The organism is Microbispora sp. CA-135349 (genome assembly GCF_050947365.1).
In the GTDB taxonomy this organism is placed as follows: domain Bacteria; phylum Actinomycetota; class Actinomycetes; order Streptosporangiales; family Streptosporangiaceae; genus Microbispora.
In genome coordinates, this window is record NZ_CP192001.1 from 3,800,631 (window position 1) to 3,815,807 (window position 15,177).

At 70.1% G+C, this 15,177-nt stretch carries 13 protein-coding genes; 10 read left to right on the forward strand and 3 right to left on the reverse strand.

Going from position 1 to position 15,177, the window contains the following annotated elements; all coding sequences use genetic code 11:
* Nucleotides 1–147 precede the first annotated feature (147 nt).
* On the forward strand, nucleotides 148–834 hold the full coding sequence (locus ACQPZZ_RS17680) for a MerR family transcriptional regulator (RefSeq protein ID WP_432933367.1): 687 nt from the start codon (nucleotides 148–150) through the stop codon (nucleotides 832–834).
* Between the two features lie 79 nt (nucleotides 835–913).
* Here ACQPZZ_RS17680 and ACQPZZ_RS17685 read toward each other — a convergent pair whose 3' ends face one another.
* Complete coding sequence (locus ACQPZZ_RS17685) at nucleotides 914–1,909, reverse strand: LacI family DNA-binding transcriptional regulator (RefSeq protein WP_432933369.1); 996 nt, start codon at nucleotides 1,907–1,909, stop codon at nucleotides 914–916.
* A gap of 345 nt (nucleotides 1,910–2,254) precedes the next feature.
* Between ACQPZZ_RS17685 and ACQPZZ_RS17690 the strand changes: the two genes are divergently transcribed.
* From ACQPZZ_RS17690 to ACQPZZ_RS17725, 8 genes are all read left to right on the forward strand, one after another.
* Nucleotides 2,255–3,247 carry an ABC transporter permease gene (locus ACQPZZ_RS17690; RefSeq protein ID WP_432933371.1) on the forward strand — a complete coding sequence of 331 codons (993 nt, stop codon included), beginning with the start codon at nucleotides 2,255–2,257 and terminating at the stop codon, nucleotides 3,245–3,247.
* On the forward strand, nucleotides 3,244–4,116 hold the full coding sequence (locus ACQPZZ_RS17695; protein WP_432933373.1) for a carbohydrate ABC transporter permease: 873 nt from the start codon (nucleotides 3,244–3,246) through the stop codon (nucleotides 4,114–4,116). Before ACQPZZ_RS17690 ends, ACQPZZ_RS17695 begins: the two co-directional genes overlap by 4 nt.
* Nucleotides 4,117–4,175: 59 nt before the next feature.
* Entirely contained in the window at nucleotides 4,176–5,837 is a 1,662-nt protein-coding gene (locus tag ACQPZZ_RS17700) for an ABC transporter substrate-binding protein (RefSeq protein WP_363642633.1), read from the forward strand.
* A 70-nt stretch (nucleotides 5,838–5,907) separates the two neighbouring features.
* A complete protein-coding gene (locus ACQPZZ_RS17705) occupies nucleotides 5,908–7,497 on the forward strand; it encodes a GH39 family glycosyl hydrolase (protein ID WP_432933376.1) in 1,590 nt (529 codons plus the stop codon).
* On the forward strand, nucleotides 7,494–8,228 hold the full coding sequence (locus ACQPZZ_RS17710; RefSeq protein WP_432933378.1) for a hypothetical protein: 735 nt from the start codon (nucleotides 7,494–7,496) through the stop codon (nucleotides 8,226–8,228). Before ACQPZZ_RS17705 ends, ACQPZZ_RS17710 begins: the two co-directional genes overlap by 4 nt.
* A complete protein-coding gene (locus ACQPZZ_RS17715; protein WP_432933380.1) occupies nucleotides 8,215–10,332 on the forward strand; it encodes an alpha-glucuronidase in 2,118 nt (705 codons plus the stop codon). Before ACQPZZ_RS17710 ends, ACQPZZ_RS17715 begins: the two co-directional genes overlap by 14 nt.
* Entirely contained in the window at nucleotides 10,329–11,615 is a 1,287-nt protein-coding gene (locus ACQPZZ_RS17720) for a GDSL-type esterase/lipase family protein (RefSeq protein WP_432933382.1), read from the forward strand. Before ACQPZZ_RS17715 ends, ACQPZZ_RS17720 begins: the two co-directional genes overlap by 4 nt.
* A gap of 77 nt (nucleotides 11,616–11,692) precedes the next feature.
* The gene (locus tag ACQPZZ_RS17725) at nucleotides 11,693–12,148 is read left to right on the forward strand and encodes a GNAT family N-acetyltransferase (protein WP_363642623.1); all 456 of its coding nucleotides are present in this window, start codon (nucleotides 11,693–11,695) and stop codon (nucleotides 12,146–12,148) included.
* Nucleotides 12,149–12,156: 8 nt separating this feature from the next.
* On the opposite strand, the gene ACQPZZ_RS17730 is transcribed toward ACQPZZ_RS17725, so the two are convergent.
* The gene (locus ACQPZZ_RS17730; protein WP_363642621.1) at nucleotides 12,157–12,624 is read right to left on the reverse strand and encodes a MarR family winged helix-turn-helix transcriptional regulator; all 468 of its coding nucleotides are present in this window, start codon (nucleotides 12,622–12,624) and stop codon (nucleotides 12,157–12,159) included.
* 235 nt (nucleotides 12,625–12,859) lie between these two features.
* Here ACQPZZ_RS17730 and ACQPZZ_RS17735 point away from each other — a divergent pair, with 235 nt between their 5' ends.
* The gene (locus ACQPZZ_RS17735; protein WP_432933385.1) at nucleotides 12,860–14,194 is read left to right on the forward strand and encodes an extracellular catalytic domain type 1 short-chain-length polyhydroxyalkanoate depolymerase; all 1,335 of its coding nucleotides are present in this window, start codon (nucleotides 12,860–12,862) and stop codon (nucleotides 14,192–14,194) included.
* An 85-nt stretch (nucleotides 14,195–14,279) separates the two neighbouring features.
* Here ACQPZZ_RS17735 and ACQPZZ_RS17740 read toward each other — a convergent pair whose 3' ends face one another.
* The gene (locus ACQPZZ_RS17740) at nucleotides 14,280–15,113 is read right to left on the reverse strand and encodes a PaaX family transcriptional regulator (RefSeq protein ID WP_432933387.1); all 834 of its coding nucleotides are present in this window, start codon (nucleotides 15,111–15,113) and stop codon (nucleotides 14,280–14,282) included.
* Between the last annotated feature and the right edge of the window lie 64 nt (nucleotides 15,114–15,177).

Consider the following 15,177-nt stretch of genomic DNA (forward strand, 5'->3'; position numbering starts at 1 on the left):
CCCGCCCAGGCAGAGCGGGCTGACCTTGACGCCGGTCCGTCCGAACAGAGGCGGTAGTCCATGGACGGCTCGCCTCTCACGAAAATGGATATAAGAACTTTCTACTATCTCCTTGGTAGACTGGCAAGACACCCCGAGGAGGAATGCATGCGGATCGCCGAGCTGAGCCGGCGGGCGGACGTGTCGGTGCCGACCATCAAGTTCTATCTGCGTGAGGGGCTGCTCTTCCCGGGGGAACGGACCAGTTACAACCAGGCGCAGTACACCGAGGAGCACGTGCGCCGGCTCAAGGTGATCCGGGCGCTGATCGAGGTCGGCGGGCTCAGCGTCGCGGCCACCCGGGACGTCCTGGAGAAGATGTACGCCCCGGGGATGAGCGTCATCGACTCGGCGGGCAAGGCGCAGTTCGCCCTCACCACGCCGCGTCCGGTGATCGAGGACGAGTCATGGGAGCGGGCGCTCAAGGAGACCGACGCGCTGCTCGACCGGCTCGGCTGGCAGGTCCGCGCCAGCAACCCGGCCCGGCAGGCTCTGGCCTCGGCCGTCGCCACGCTTTTCCGGCTGGGGCAGACCTCGCAGCTCAAGCTGCTCGACGAGTACGCCGCGGCGGCCCGGCGCGTCGCCGAGGCCGAGCTGGCGCTGCTGGCGACGGAGACCGATCCGGACGCGCTGGTGGAGAGCGCGGTCATCTGGACCGTTCTCGGCGACGTGGTCTTCAGTTCGCTGCGCCGCTTCGCCCACGAGGACGTCGCCTACCGCTCTCCGGGCGACGACGAAGAGCGCAGCGGGGAGCCCGGCGGACAGGGCGGCGGGCCGACCGGCTCCGGCCGGTGACCGCGGCGCGGTTAGTGCTGTCGCCGCGCCCCGCGTCCCGGCCGGCGCTGTCCGCCGGGCGCGGCGGGCGTGACCGGGGTCAGGACCTCGGCGGCGGGGCCGTGCTCTGGCGCACGACGAGCTCGTTCGCGAGGTCGATCCGGCTCGTGGCCGGCTCCACGCCGCGGGCCAGGTCGAGCAGCATCTGGGCCGCGACGGTCGCCATGTCGCACAGCGGCTGGCCCACCGTGGTGAGGGCGGGCTCGACCCAGTCGGCGACGGGCACGTTGTCGTAGCCGACCACCGACAGCTCGCCGGGGACGTCGAGGCCGAGCCGCCGGGCCGCGCGCAGGACGCCGAGCGCCTGTAGGTCCGACCCGGCGAAGATCGCGGTCGGCCGGTCCTGGCGCGTCAGCAGGTCCATGGCGTGCTCGTACCCGGCGTTCACATAGAAGTTGCCGTACCTGACCAGGTCGGGGTCGACGGCGAGCCCCGCCTCGTCGTGGGCGACCCGGAAGCCGGCGACCCGTGCCCTGCTGCACATCACGTCCTTCGGGCCGGAGACGACCGCGATGCGGCGGTGGCCCAGTTCCAGGAGATGACGGGTGGCGAGCAGGCCGCCGTCCCAGTTGTTCGAGCCGACCACGGGAACGGACTCGGCGATCTCGCCGTCGGTGTCGACGACGACGAACGGGACCTGCGCGCGCCGCAGCTTCTGCTGCTGCGACTGCGACGGGCTGCACATGACGAACAGCACGCCGAGAGGCCGATGGTCGAGCGCGCCGTCCAGCCACTCCTCCGGCGGCCTGTGCGCCCCTTTCAGCTGGGACAGGACGACCTCGATCCGCGCGGCGGAGGCGACGGTGTCGACCCCCCGGATGATCTCCATCGACCACATGGAGTTCAGCTGGTGGAAGACGAGGTCGATCTGTCCCTTGAGCGGCCTGCGCCGGAGGCGGCGACGGTACTGGTGGCGCGTCAGGCCGGCCTCGACGCGTTCCCGGGTCTCGGGGGCGACGTCGGGGCGGCCGTTGAGCACCTTGGAAACCGTGGTCACCGAGACGCCGAGCTCTTCGGCGATGGACGCGATCGTCACGGGGCGTGGGCCGGAGGCTGGAGAAGGGCTGGGCATCGTTCCGCTCATTGTTGTCGAAACTTTCGCGAAACTCTAGCATCGAAAGTTGTCGGGCATAACCCAAGACCACGCTGGGGTATGAGGCCATCAACTCCCTTGTGAAGATGGCTGACTTCCCCCTTGACGAGGCTCTGGGCTGCGCCTATATTTCCGCAATATTACTGAGGATCACCGAAAATTTCTGTCGCGTCACCCGGCATTTCCGGCAGTCGGCGTCGGGGAAACGGCGGTGCCGCAGCCCCTCGCGGGGCCGTCCGGAGCGGTGGCCGCGGCCGTCGGCGTGAGCAGGGCACCGGAGGCACAGGGATGAGCACGACCAGAACGATCGACGTGTCACCGGACGCCGGGGAGCCCGGCCGCGCGAGACCCGGTCCCTCCCGTGCGTTGCGCCCCCCGCGCCGGACCTGGCGGCAGGCGCTGCGCCGTGACTGGCAGCTGTATTCGCTGGCGATCCTCCCGCTGCTGTTCTTCCTGGTCTTCCGGTACCTGCCGATGATCGGCAACGTCATCGCCTTCCGGAAGTTCCAGCCCGGCGGCAGCGTGCTGGGCGAGGAATGGGTCGGCCTGCGTTACGTGAAGATGTTCCTGAACGACCCGACGTTCTGGCAGGTCTTCACCAACACCGTGGTCATCGGCGCGCTGACCCTGCTGTTCTGCTTCCCGACGCCGATCGTGCTCGCCCTGCTGATCAACGAGCTACGCGGCCAGAGGATCAAGCGGTTCGTGCAGTCGGTGTCCTACCTGCCGCACTTCCTGTCGATGGTGGTCGTGGCCGGGCTGGTCATGGAGCTGCTGTCGGTGGACGGGCCGGTCAACCAGCTCCTGCGCGCGATGGGCGACGATCCCGTCGCGTTCCTGCAGGAGGCGGGATGGTTCCGGACGATCTACGTCTCCTCCGAGATGTGGCAGACGGTCGGCTGGGGGACGATCATCTATCTCGCCGCGCTCACGACCATCGACGAGCAGCTGTACGAGGCGGCCAGGATCGACGGCGCGAGCCGGTGGCGGCAGGTCTGGCACGTGACGCTCCCCGGCATCCGGCCGACCGCGGTCACGCTGCTGATCCTCAACATCGGCACGTTCATGGCGGTCGGTTTCGAGAAGATCCTGCTGCTCTACAACCCGCTGACCTACCCGACGGCCGACGTGATCTCGACGTACCTGTACCGGATGGGCATCGTCTCCAACAGCTTCAGCTACGCCGCCGCGATCGGCCTGTTGGAGGCCGTGATCGGGCTGGCCCTGGTCCTGTCCGCGAACCTGATCTCCCGGCGCACGGTGGGGACGAGCCTGTGGTGACCGTCGACAGGACCCGGGGCTACCGGGTGTTCCGGGTGGTCAACGCCGTCATCCTGACCGGCGTCGTGATCGTGACCCTCTACCCCTTCGTCAACGTCGTCGCCCGGTCGCTCAGCGACGAGTTCGCCATCCAGGCCGGCAAGGTGAACCTCGTCCCCGTCGGGTTCACCTTCCGGACGTACGAGTTCGTCGCCTCCGACCCGACGTTCTGGACGAACTACCGCAACACCGTGGTCTACACGGTCGTCGCCACGGTCATCGCGATGTTCATGACCACGTGCTACGCGTACGTCCTGTCGAAGAAGCACCTGAAGGGCCGCAAGGTCCTCATCGGGATCGCGGTCTTCACGATGTTCTTCTCCGGCGGGCTCATCCCCAACTACATCCTGATCTCCAGCCTCGGGTTCAAGGACAGCATCTGGGCCATCGTGCTGCCGAACGCGGTCAGCGTCTTCAACCTCCTGGTGATGAAGGCGTTCTTCGAGGGCCTGCCCGCCGAGCTCGAGGAGGCCGCCGCGATCGACGGCATGAGCACCTACGGGATCCTGCTCCGGATCGTGCTGCCGCTGTCGAAGGCGGTGCTCGCGACGATGGTGCTGTTCTACGCCGTGTCGTTCTGGAACTCGTGGTTCGCGGCCTTCCTCTACATGAGCCAGAGCGACCTGTTCCCGGTGACCGTCTACCTGCGCAACCTCATCGCCGGCGCCACCACCGGCACCTCCGTCGGCGCCGACGCCACCGACATGACCGTGGCCACCAACATCAAGGCGGTGACGATGGTGCTCACCGTCATCCCGATCCTGGTGGTCTACCCCTTCGTCCAGCGGTACTTCGTCAAGGGCGTCATGCTCGGCGCGGTGAAGGGATAGCCCCGCCTCTCGTTCGCTCTCACCCCCCAGCCCACTGTCAGGGAAAGGACCCCCCATCCATGTATGAGATCAACCGGCGCCAGGCGATGGTCGCCGTGGGAGCGTTCCTCGCGCTCGCCGCCTGCAGCACCGACGGCGGCTCCGGCGACGCGAAGAAGGGCGACGACTTCGCGGCGAACCGCGACGGCGCGATGGCCGACTACGCGGCGGGCAAGCAGTTCAAGGCGGCGGCGCCGCTGTCGTTCAGCATCCTCTACAACAACCACCCGTTCTATCCGATCAAGAACGACTGGTTGTTCTGGTCGGAGCTGACCAAACGCACGAACGTGACGCTGCAGCCGAGCGTGGTGCCGCTGAGCGACTACGAGAACAAGCGCAGCCTGCTCATCGGCGCCGGCGACGCGCCGATGATCATCCCGAAGACCTATCCCGGCCAGGAGACCCCCTTCGTCGCATCCGGAGCCGTCCTGCCGGTCAGCGACTACATCGACCTGATGCCGAACTTCAAAGAGAAGATCGCCAAGTGGAACCTCCAGCCCGACCTTGACACGCTCCGGCAGTCCGACGGCCGCTTCTACGTGCTCCCCGGTCTCCACGAGGACTACTGGGTCGACTACACCCTGGCGATGCGCGCCGACGTTCTCGACAAGCTCGGCCTGCAGGTCCCGCAGACCTGGGACGACGTGCACTCCGTGCTGAAGGCGATCAAGGAGGAACACCCGGACTCCTACCCCTTCTCCGACCGGTGGGGGACCATCTCCACGACGGGCGGCGCCCTGATGAACTACCTCGGCACGGGCTACGGCGCTCCCTGGGGGTGGGGCTACACGAGCGGCGGCCTCGTGTGGGACTCCACCGCGCAGAAGTTCGTCTACGTGGGCGCGATGGACGAGTTCAAGCAGGCGCTGCAGTTCCTCAACACGCTGGTGAAGGAGAAGCTGCTCGACCCGGAGAGCTTCACACAGCAGGACGAGCAGGCGATCCAGAAGCTGGTGTCCGGCAAGTCCTTCGCGATCAGCACCAACGCGCAGACACTGGTCAACGAGTACCGCCCGCCGCTGGAGAAGGCGAATTCGAAAGCCAGGCTCGTCAAGATCCCGGTGCCCATCGGGCCGCTCGGCCCGATCAAGGCGGGGTCGAACACCACCCGCCTGGAGAACGGCATCATGATCTCCAAGAAGGCCCGGGACAGCAAGAACTTCGTCGCGATGATGCAGTTCATCGACTGGCTCTGGTACTCCGACGAGGGTCAGGTGTTCGCCAAGTGGGGCGTCGAGGGCACCACCTACACGAAGGACGCCTCCGGCAAGTTCCAGCTGGCGAAGGACGTCGACTTCGTCAGCCTCAACCCCGGCGCACCCAAGCACCTGCAGAAGGACTTCGGCTTCTCCAACGGCGTGTTCGCCTACGGCGGCAGCACCGAGCTGCTCCAGTCGACCTTCTCCGAGGAGGAGATCGAGTTCCAGAAGACGATGAACGCCAGGAAGGCGCTGCCGGTGGCGCCTCCCCATCCGCTCTCCGACGAGGAGCGCGAGCAGGCCTCGCTGTGGGAGACCCCGCTCAAGGACCACGTCAGCCAGAACATGCTCAGCTTCATCCTCGGCAAGCGGAGCTTCGACGAGTGGGACGCGTACGTCAAGGAGCTCGAGGCGAAGAACGTGTCGTCCTACGTCAACCTCGTGAACGGCGCGTACGAGCGGTACAAGAAGGAGCACGGCTGACCGGACCGTGCCGGCCGTGCCTGTCCCACGGCCGCCGCGCGCCTTTCCGAACGGTGATCGAAGGACGATGATGCGCGACCCTGCCCCCGATGTGCCCGACGCCCCCTCCGCGCCCGCTGACGTCTCCGCAGGCGAGGTCCCGGGGCGATTGCCGGACGCCTGGCGGTTCTGCGTCGGCACCGGCCGCTTCGACCTGGCCCTGCGCCGGGACTACCAGGAGTCGCTGGAGCTGGTCCAGCGGGAGATCGGCTTCCGGCACATCCGGGGGCACGGGCTGCTGAGCGACGCCGTCGGCGTCCACCGGCCGTACGAGTACGAGGGGAAGCGGCACGTACGGCACGCGTTCACCTACGTGGACCAGGTGGTCGACGCCTATCTCGACCTCGGGATCAAGCCGTTCCTGGAGTTGGGCTTCATGCCCTCCGGGCTCGCCTCGGGCGACCAGACCGTGTTCTGGTGGCGCGGCAACATCACCCCGCCGCGATCGTGGCAGGAGTGGGCCGCGCTGGTGCGGGCCACCGTGACGCACCTGGTCGACCGGTATGGGCTCGACCAGGTGCGCACCTGGCCGATCGAGGTGTGGAACGAGCCCAACCTCAAGGAGTTCTGGCTCGACGCGGACCGGGACGCCTACCACCGCCTGTACGAGGTGACCGCGAACACCGTCAAGGACGTGGACGCCTCGCTGCGGGTCGGCGGCCCGGCCATCTCCCCGGGCTCGGACGAGTGGCTGGTGCGCTTCGCCGAGTTCGTCGCCGATCGGTCCCTGCCGATCGACTTCGTCAGCAGGCACGCCTACACCTCCGGCCCGGCCAGGCACGTGCCGTTCGGCGTGCACCAGACGCTGGCGCCGCCGTCGCGCCTGCTGGAGCAGTTCGCCATGCCCCGGCGGCAGCTGCGGGGCGGCCCGCTGGCGGACCTGCCCGTGCACATCACCGAGTTCAACTCCTCCTACCGGCCCGACAACCCGATCCACGACACGGCCTTCCACGCCGCGTACCTCGCTCCGGTGCTGGCCGCCGGGGGAGACCACGCCGACTCCTTCTCCTACTGGACCTTCTGCGACGTGTTCGAGGAGACCGGGGTGCCGACGTCGCTGTTCCACGGCGGCTTCGGCCTGCTGACCCACCGTCAGATCAAGAAACCCGCCTATCACCTGTACGCCTTCATGGCGCGCATGGGCGAGGAGATCCTGGCGCGCGGCGGGGACCATCTGGTCACGCGGGACGACGCAGGCCGGGTCACCGTGCTGGCCTGGGCGCCGGTGGACGTCACCGGGGGCCCGCCGGTCGACGGGCACACCGTGCGGCTGTCGGTTCCGCTCCGGTCTCCGTCCGGCTCGGCCTTCCTGCTGCGCTCGTCGGTGAGCGAGGAGAAGGGCAACGCCTGGCGGGCGTGGTGCGAGATGGGCCGCCCGGCCTCGCCCCGGCCGCGGCAACTCGACGCGCTGCGGGAGGCGGCCGAGCCGGTCCGCAGCCACCGCGGCCTGCCCGTCGAGGACGGGATCGTCCGTCTGGACATCACCCTCGACCGTCACGAGGTCACCCTGCTGGAGATCACGCCCGTGGTGGACGAGACCCCGCCATGGGCGGACAGGTGGGACGAGCGCCGCCTGCTCGGCCTGGACGCGTCCGCCTCGGGCGGGGTGGCCGCGCCATGACGGAGACGACGATGCGGCGGTTCGGCGAGGGCCCGCTCTCGCGCGCCTCCGCGCTGGTCTACACCCTGCTCGTGGTCGAGCTCCTGCTGCTGGCCACCACGGCGCCCGGCCTGATCGGGCTCGTCCTGCTCGGCCGCGACGCCGGCAACGTCCCGCTGGCAGCGGCCTGCCTGCTCCCGGCCGGCCCGGCGCTGTCCGCCGCGCTGTATGCGGTGCACCACCGCCGGCTGGACCTGACGGACCTCCACCCGGCGGCGGCGTTCCTGCGCGGATACCGGATGAACGTGCGCGGGGTGCTGAAGCTCTGGATCCCGTGGCTGGCGTGGCTGACCGTCGTGGGATCTACGCTCGCGAACTTCGGCGCCGCGGGCGTCCCCGGGTGGTGGGCGATCCTGCTGCTCCTCCTCGCGCTGGCGGCGGCCCTCTGGGGCGCGAACGCCCTCGTGATCACCTCGCTGTTCGCGTTCCGGGCGAGGGACGTCGCTCGTCTCGCCGCCTACTTCCTGTTCTCCTCGGGCCGGGTCACGCTGGGCAACGCCTGCCTGCTCGTCGTCGCGGCCGGCGTCACGCTGGTCGCCACCGAGGCCGCGCCGGCGCTGCTCGGCTCGGTGTTCGCCGCGGCGCTGCTGCGCAACAGCCGGCCGATGGTCGCCGAGGTCACGGAGAAGTTCACCGTGCGGGGCGATTCCCCGCCGCCGATCGACACGGAGAGGCCTCGTGAAGATTCCTGATCCCGTCCATCCGGCGTGGCTGCCGCCCGAGGCGTTCCTGGCCGTCGGCTCACGCCGCACGCTCGTGCTCGGCGACGGCCTCCTCGTCGAGACCGTGCACGACGAGGTGGCGCAGGCCTGCGCCCGGTACGGCGGACGCGTGCGCCGCGGCGCCGAGGACGGGCCGTACGATCTGGTGCTCGCGCTCATCCCGGCGGAGTCGCTCCCCGGCGCCGCAGGGGCGGTCCTGGCGGAGTTCCGGGGCGATGCCGGCCCTGCCGGGCGCGTGATCGGCGCCGAGGGATACCTGCTCGCGCGGCGCGACGGCGTCACGGTGGTGCTCGCCGGCGACTCCGCAGGGCTGCTCTACGGCCTGTTCCACGTCGTACGGCTGGGCGAGCGGGCGTTCGCCGCCGAGCGGGAGGCCGAGCACCACCGGCCGGCGATGCGGCGGCGCATGCTCGACCACTGGGACAACGTCGAGGTCCATCCGGTGATGGGCCAGGTCGAGCGCGGCTACGCCGGCGGGTCGATCTTCTGGCGGGACGGCGCGCCGCGCGGCGATCTGGCACGGGTGCGGGCCTACGGGCGGCTGCTGGCCGCGTGCGGGGTGAACGCGATCTCGGTGAACAACGTGAACGTGCACGCCGCCGAGGCCCGCCTGCTGACCGACCGGCTCGGCGACGTCGCCGCGATCGCGGACGTGCTGCGGCCGTACGGGATCAGGGTCCACCTGTCGGTGAGCTTCGCCTCGCCCGTCGTCCTCGGGGGGCTGCCGACCGCCGACCCGCTCGAGGAGGACGTGCGGACGTGGTGGGCGGGCGTCACCGAGGGGGTGTACGACACGATCCCCGACTTCGGCGGTTACGTCGTGAAGGCCGACTCGGAGGGGCAGCCCGGCCCGTTCGCGTACGGGCGCGACCACGCCGACGGCGCGAACGTGCTCGCCGAGGCGCTGGCGCCGTACGACGGGGTCGTCCACTGGCGCGCCTTCGTGTACAACCACCGGCAGGACTGGCGCGACCGGACCACCGACCGGGCCCGCGCGGCCCACGACCACTTCGCCCCGCTCGACGGGCGGTTCCGCGACAACGTGATCGTGCAGGTGAAGCACGGCCCGATCGACTTCCAGACACGCGAGCCGGTGTCGCCGGTGATCGCCGCCATGCCCGCCACCCGCCTGGCCGTGGAACTGCAGGTGACGCAGGAGTACACCGGCCAGCAGCGGCACGTCTGCTACCTGGCGCCGATGTGGAGCGAGGTGCTCGGCTTCCGTCCCTGGGGGCCGGACGGGGCCGCCGTGGCCGACATCGCCGCCGGTACGGCGGACGTGGCGGACGGAGCGGAGGACAGGCACGGCCGGGCGCCCGGCGACGGCGGCGGGCTCGTCGGGGTCTCCAACGTGGGCGACGACCCGTACTGGACCGGTCACCCGCTCGCCCAGGCCAACCTGTACGCCTTCGGCAGGCTCGCCTGGGCGCCGTGGGCGGACCCGGCCGCGATTCTCGACGAGTGGATCGACCTCACCTTCACGCCTGCGGCGACCGGGGAAAGCGAGCGGCTGCGGCGCACCCTGCATGCGATCATGGACGGCTCCTGGCGCACCTACGAGCGGTACACCGCGCCGCTCGGCGTCGGGTTCATGGTCCGCCCCGGGCATCACTACGGGCCCGATGTAGACGGATACGAGTACACGCCGTGGGGCACCTATCACTTCGCCGACCGGGACGGCGTCGGTGTGGACCGCACCCGCGCCACCGGCACCGGCTTCACCGGCCAGTATCCGCCGCCGTGGTCGGAGACCTACGAGTCGCTCGCCGACTGTCCCGACGAGCTGCTGCTGTTCTTCCACCATGTTCCTTACGGGCACGTGCTGCGCAGCGGGTCCACGGTCATCCAGCACGTCTACGACACGCACTTCGCCGGGGCCGAGCAGGTGGCCGAGGCCAGGCGGCGCTGGGCGGAGCTCGCCGGCACCGGTGTGGTGGACGAGCGTCTGCACGCCCGGGTGCTGGGCCTCTTCGACGAGCAGCTCCGCTGCGCGGAGGAGTGGCGCGACCAGATCAACGCCTACTTCTTCCGCAAGTCGGGCGTACCCGACGCTCAGGGGCGCCGTATCCCATGACGCGAGCACGACGGCAGGGCGTGCCGGGAGCGCCGATGGCCAGGGAGATCACCGTGGTACCGGAGATGAGCGGGAACTGGGTCCCGACGTGGGCGGCGATGCCGCAGGCCGCCGAGCCGGAGAACATGCCGCCTTCGCCGTTCACGCGCGACGACGTGGTCCTGGCCGACACCACGCTGCGGCAGACGATCAGGGTGTCGGTGGGCGGCGAGCGGATCCGGCTGCGTCTGTCGAACGCCTTCGGCGGCGCGGCGCTGCCCGTCACGAAGGTCACCGTCGCGCTGCCGGCCGGCGGGCGGGCCGGGGTGAGCGTGATCCAGCCGGGCACCGTGCGGCCGGTGACCTTCAGCGGTGACGCGCCGGTGCGGATTCCCGCCGGGGCGCAGGCGGTCTCCGATCCGCTGGACTTCGAGGTCGCGCCCCTGACCGACCTGACCGTGACGCTCTACCTGGCCGACGGGCAGCGCTCCACCTCCATCACCTCACACCCGGGCTCGCGGACCACGTCCCACCTGCTGGCGGGCGATCACGTCGGCGCGGCGGACCTGCCCGGCGCGACCCCCGTCGACCACTGGTACGTCCTCGGCGCTCTGGAGGTGTGGGCAGGGCCGCCGGCCGCCGCGGTGGCGGTGGTGGGCGACTCGCTCAGCGACGGCCGGGGCTCGACCACCAACGGCAACGACCGCTGGCCTGACCGGCTGGCCGACCGCCTGCAGTCACTGCGCGGCACGTCCGACGTTGCTGTGATCAACCAGGCGGCCGGGGGCAACCGCGTGCTCGACGACGGTCTGGGCCCCAACCTGCTGGCCCGGCTCGACCGCGACGTGCTCGCGCACAGCGGGGTGGCGTGGCTGGTCGTGTTCGAGGGCGTGAACGACATCGGCACGGCCGAGGCGACCGAGGCGGCGCAGAAGCAGGTGGCCGACGACCTGATCTTCGCCTACGACCAGATCGTCACGCGGGCGCACGCCCGGGGCATCCGGGTGTACGGCGCGACGCTGACGCCGTTCGGCGGCAACACGCCCTACGACGACGCCCGGGGGCACAGGGAGGCGGCCCGGCAGGCGGTCAACCAGTGGATCAGGACCGGTGGCCGGTTCGACGCCGTGATCGACTTCGACCGCGCCGCCCGCGACCCGGCCGACCCCCGGCGGCTGCTCGCGGCCTACGACGTGGGCGACCACCTGCACCTGAGCCCGGCGGGATACCAGGCGCTCGCCGACGCCGTGCCCGCCGGGCTGTTCCTGCGAGAGCCGCTGCCCCCGGGCTTCGGATTCGGCTGACAGCCCGGCTGACACGGCGGCGGCTAAAGTGGCGTCCTGTTGTGGTTTCCGTGAGAATCGATGGATTGACGAGCGCGATGAGAATCGTCGAGGACGACCTGTCAGGCCCGCAGATCGCCGAGTTCCTGCGGGAACACGTGCGGGAGATGCGGTCCATCACGCCGCCGGAGAGCAAGCACGCCCTCGATCTCGACGGCCTGCGCTCGCCCGAGGTCACGTTCTGGTCGGTGCTGGACGGCGACGCCGTCGTGGGGTGCGGCGCGATCAAGAGGCTCGACCCGGCGCACGCCGAGCTGAAGTCGATGCGCACCGCGGCGGGACGCAAGCGCAGCGGCATCGCGTCCCTGCTGCTGGAGCACATCATCAATGAGGCCAGGCGGATGGGCTTCGGGCGGCTGAGCCTGGAGACCGGCTCGGCCGACTTCTTCCTGCCCGCCAGAAGGCTGTATGAGAAGTTCGGGTTCGGCTACTGCGAGCCCTTCGCCGGCTACCGGCCCGATCCCCTCAGCGTGTTCATGACCAGGCTGCTCTGACCTGCCCGTCAGTACGCGTCGGGGCGCAGGGATCGCGCGCACACGCTGAGGCCGTCCCTGAGGGTCTCGCGCATCGCGTCGTCGACCTTCGCGAGCATGACCGTCTCGATGCCGTCGAGGGAGGTGTCGCAGCGCCCGAGCACGGACGTCCCCTCGGCGGTGAGGCGGGCGCACAGCACCCGGCCGCCGTCCGGGTGGGGGTCGCGGCGGATCAGGCCGCGCCGTTCCAGGTCGCGGATGACGAGGTTCATCGCCTGCGGTGTGACGAAGGCGATGCGGGCCAGCTCCGCCGACGACAGCCCGTCGCGGGAGCGTAGCTCGCTGAGCGCCATGTACTCCGTCGTGGTGACCCCGTGCCGGGCGAGCGCGTCGTCCAGGCGGGCGCGGATGCGGCGCTCCAGGCGGAACACCAGATAACTCAGGCGCGGTGCGGGCCCGGCCGGCTGGGCGGCGGGACGGGTGCGGGGGGCGGTCACCGGACGACGATACCGCGCGATCACACAGATGTAAGTTTCGCGATTTCATATCAAGTGACTTGATAGCAAGTTGCTTGATAAGCAGTGAAAACGCCTACTTGATCTACGGGCCACTTCCGGTCGCTTCTTGACCGCCGGCCGGGCGCGCTTTTATACCGGCTGACATCAGGATTCCGTTGTCGGCGGCGCTCCCGCTCACGAGGACAGGCGCCGCGAGAAAAACGAGGAGGAGCGAATGAAGCGATTACTCGCGGCGTTCGCCGGCGTCTGCGCGGCGGTGCTGTGCGCCCTCGCGGCCCTGGTGGCCGCGCCCCCCGCCGTCGCGGCCACGCTGACCGAGGTGACGAACTTCGGGAGCAATCCCGGCAACCTGCGCATGCACCTGTACGTGCCGAACAACGTCCAGCAGAACCCGGCGATCGTGCTGGCCATGCACACCTGCGGAGGCACGGGACCGGGCTTCTACTCGTCCACCGAGTTCGCGTCGCTCGCCGACCGGTACGGCTTCATCGTGATCTATCCGTCGGCCTCGAAGAAGTCGAACTGCTTCGACAACTGGTCCGAGGCGTCCAAGGTGCGCGGCGGCCAGACCGACCCGGTGTCGCTCATGTCGATGGTGACCTACGTCGAGCAGCAGTACCACGGCGACCCCAACCGGGTGTACGCGACCGGCAGCTCCTCGGGCGCCATGATGACCAACGCGATGCTCGCCCTCTATCCGGAGGTGTTCAAGGCGGGCGCGGCGTTCATGGGCGTGCCGTTCACGTGCTTCCCCAACGAGGCGGCCTACAACCCGGCGGGCAATTCCTCCCCGTGCGTGGGCAAGACCGCGCAGCAGTGGGGGGACGCGGCCCGCAACGCGAACCCGGGCTACCGGGGGCCGTGGCCGCGGATGCAGCTGTGGCACGGCACCAGCGACACGGTGGTCAACTACGCCGAGCTGGAGGAGGAGATCAAGCAGTGGACGAACGTGCACGGCCTGAGTCAGACCCCGACCTCCACGGACTCGCCGCAGTCCGGCTGGAACCGCCGCCGCTACGCGGACGCCTCCGGCACCGTGCAGGTCGAGGCGTACACGATCCAGGGCGCGGGCCACAGCCTCCCGGCGGGCGGCATGGCCGCCGTCGCCATCCAGTTCTTCGGCCTCACCGGTAGCGGCCCGAGCCAGAGCCCGAGCCCGAGCGCCGCCGTCAGTCCGTCCGCGAGCCCGTCTGTCAGTCCGTCCGCGAGCCCGTCGAATCCCCAGCAGGGCGCCTCCTGCCGGATCACCTACAGGGCCAATACCTGGAACAACGGCTTCACGGCGGACGTCACGATCACGAACACCGGCACGGCTCCCGTCAACGGCTGGACCGTCACCTGGGCGTGGCCGGGCAACCAGCAGATCGTCGGCGCGTGGAACGCCGGCATCACCCAGTCCGGCACCCAGGTCACGGCGCGCAACGTCTCCTACAACGCCGCCATCTCCGCCGGAGGCAGCACGAGCTTCGGCTTCCAGGGTGCCTACAGCGGCAGCAACGCCACACCGGCCGGTTTCGCCCTCAACGGCGCGGCCTGCACCACCGCCTGACCCGCCCCGGCCGCGCCCGCCGGGCAGGCTGAGCCGGCCGAGACCCGGCCGGGCCTCGCCGATCGGGGGCGGGCGCGGCCGGGCGTCAGACGGCCAGCGTGTCCAGGAGGGTCGCGGCCAGCTCGGCGGCGGGCGGCTCGTACCGCTGGGCGAGCGTCTGGAAGGTCTGCTCGGCCTCGATCGCCGGCCAGTTCCGGGGCAGGTGCTCGGCCGGCAGGTGCGGATCTCGGCGGACGAGGTGCAACCAGTCGGTGTGCAGCAGCAGCTGCCGCGCGAGGTCGTCCGGTGCGCCGGGAAGCGGCCGGGGGACGTCCCAGCGGGCGAGGAACGCCCGGTAGCGCCCGGCGATCTCCTCGATGTCGAACGCCTTGCCGACCAGGTCGGCCGTCTCGGTCGGCTTGAACGCCTTGGCCGTCAGCACCGTCACGTGGTCGCCCAGGTCGAGAGAGGTGAGGACGTCGGTGACGTCCTTGGCGCCCGGCGCGATCCACAGCCCGCTCTGCAGCAGGCCGAAGCCCTGCCAGATGAGCCGGGAGCGCAGGTCGTGCCGGGTGCTGCGGCGGCTGTCCGGGATGGAGAACCCGACGAGCGTCCAGGTGCCGTCCCAGTCGCGGTTCACCGCGCCGGTCTCCCACACCCGCCTGCGTCCGTCCTCCAGGACCTCCACGGCATGCGGGGTGAGCCCGAAATACACCTTCCGTCCCTGCCGGTGCCGTGCCAGCAGGTTCCGCTTCACCATGCGCGCGAGCGTCGACCGTACGGCCTCCTCGGAGAGGCCGAGGCGGGCGAAGACGTCGATGGCGCTCCCCGAGTAGACGGCGACGTCGCGATGCAGCACGTAGATGCCGAGGAAGCTGAACATCAGGGACTGCGGGCGCAGGGATGGCGCCGCCGGGTCGTCTTCGCCGCCGAGGATCACAGCAGAAGGGTAGACCGTCCCCGACGTCATGCACATCTTGGACCGTCGTCATATAGGTGCCGTA

Coding starts and splice junctions, on each gene's coding strand:
- ACQPZZ_RS17690 (WP_432933371.1), top strand. CDS start 2,255: ATGAGCACGACCAGAACGATCGACGTGTCACCGGACGCCGGGGAGCCC.
- ACQPZZ_RS17725 (WP_363642623.1), top strand. CDS start 11,693: ATGAGAATCGTCGAGGACGACCTGTCAGGCCCGCAGATCGCCGAGTTC.
- ACQPZZ_RS17720 (WP_432933382.1), top strand. CDS start 10,329: ATGACGCGAGCACGACGGCAGGGCGTGCCGGGAGCGCCGATGGCCAGG.
- ACQPZZ_RS17705 (WP_432933376.1), top strand. CDS start 5,908: ATGCGCGACCCTGCCCCCGATGTGCCCGACGCCCCCTCCGCGCCCGCT.
- ACQPZZ_RS17710 (WP_432933378.1), top strand. CDS start 7,494: ATGACGGAGACGACGATGCGGCGGTTCGGCGAGGGCCCGCTCTCGCGC.
- ACQPZZ_RS17735 (WP_432933385.1), top strand. CDS start 12,860: ATGAAGCGATTACTCGCGGCGTTCGCCGGCGTCTGCGCGGCGGTGCTG.
- ACQPZZ_RS17680 (WP_432933367.1), top strand. CDS start 148: ATGCGGATCGCCGAGCTGAGCCGGCGGGCGGACGTGTCGGTGCCGACC.
- ACQPZZ_RS17700 (WP_363642633.1), top strand. CDS start 4,176: ATGTATGAGATCAACCGGCGCCAGGCGATGGTCGCCGTGGGAGCGTTC.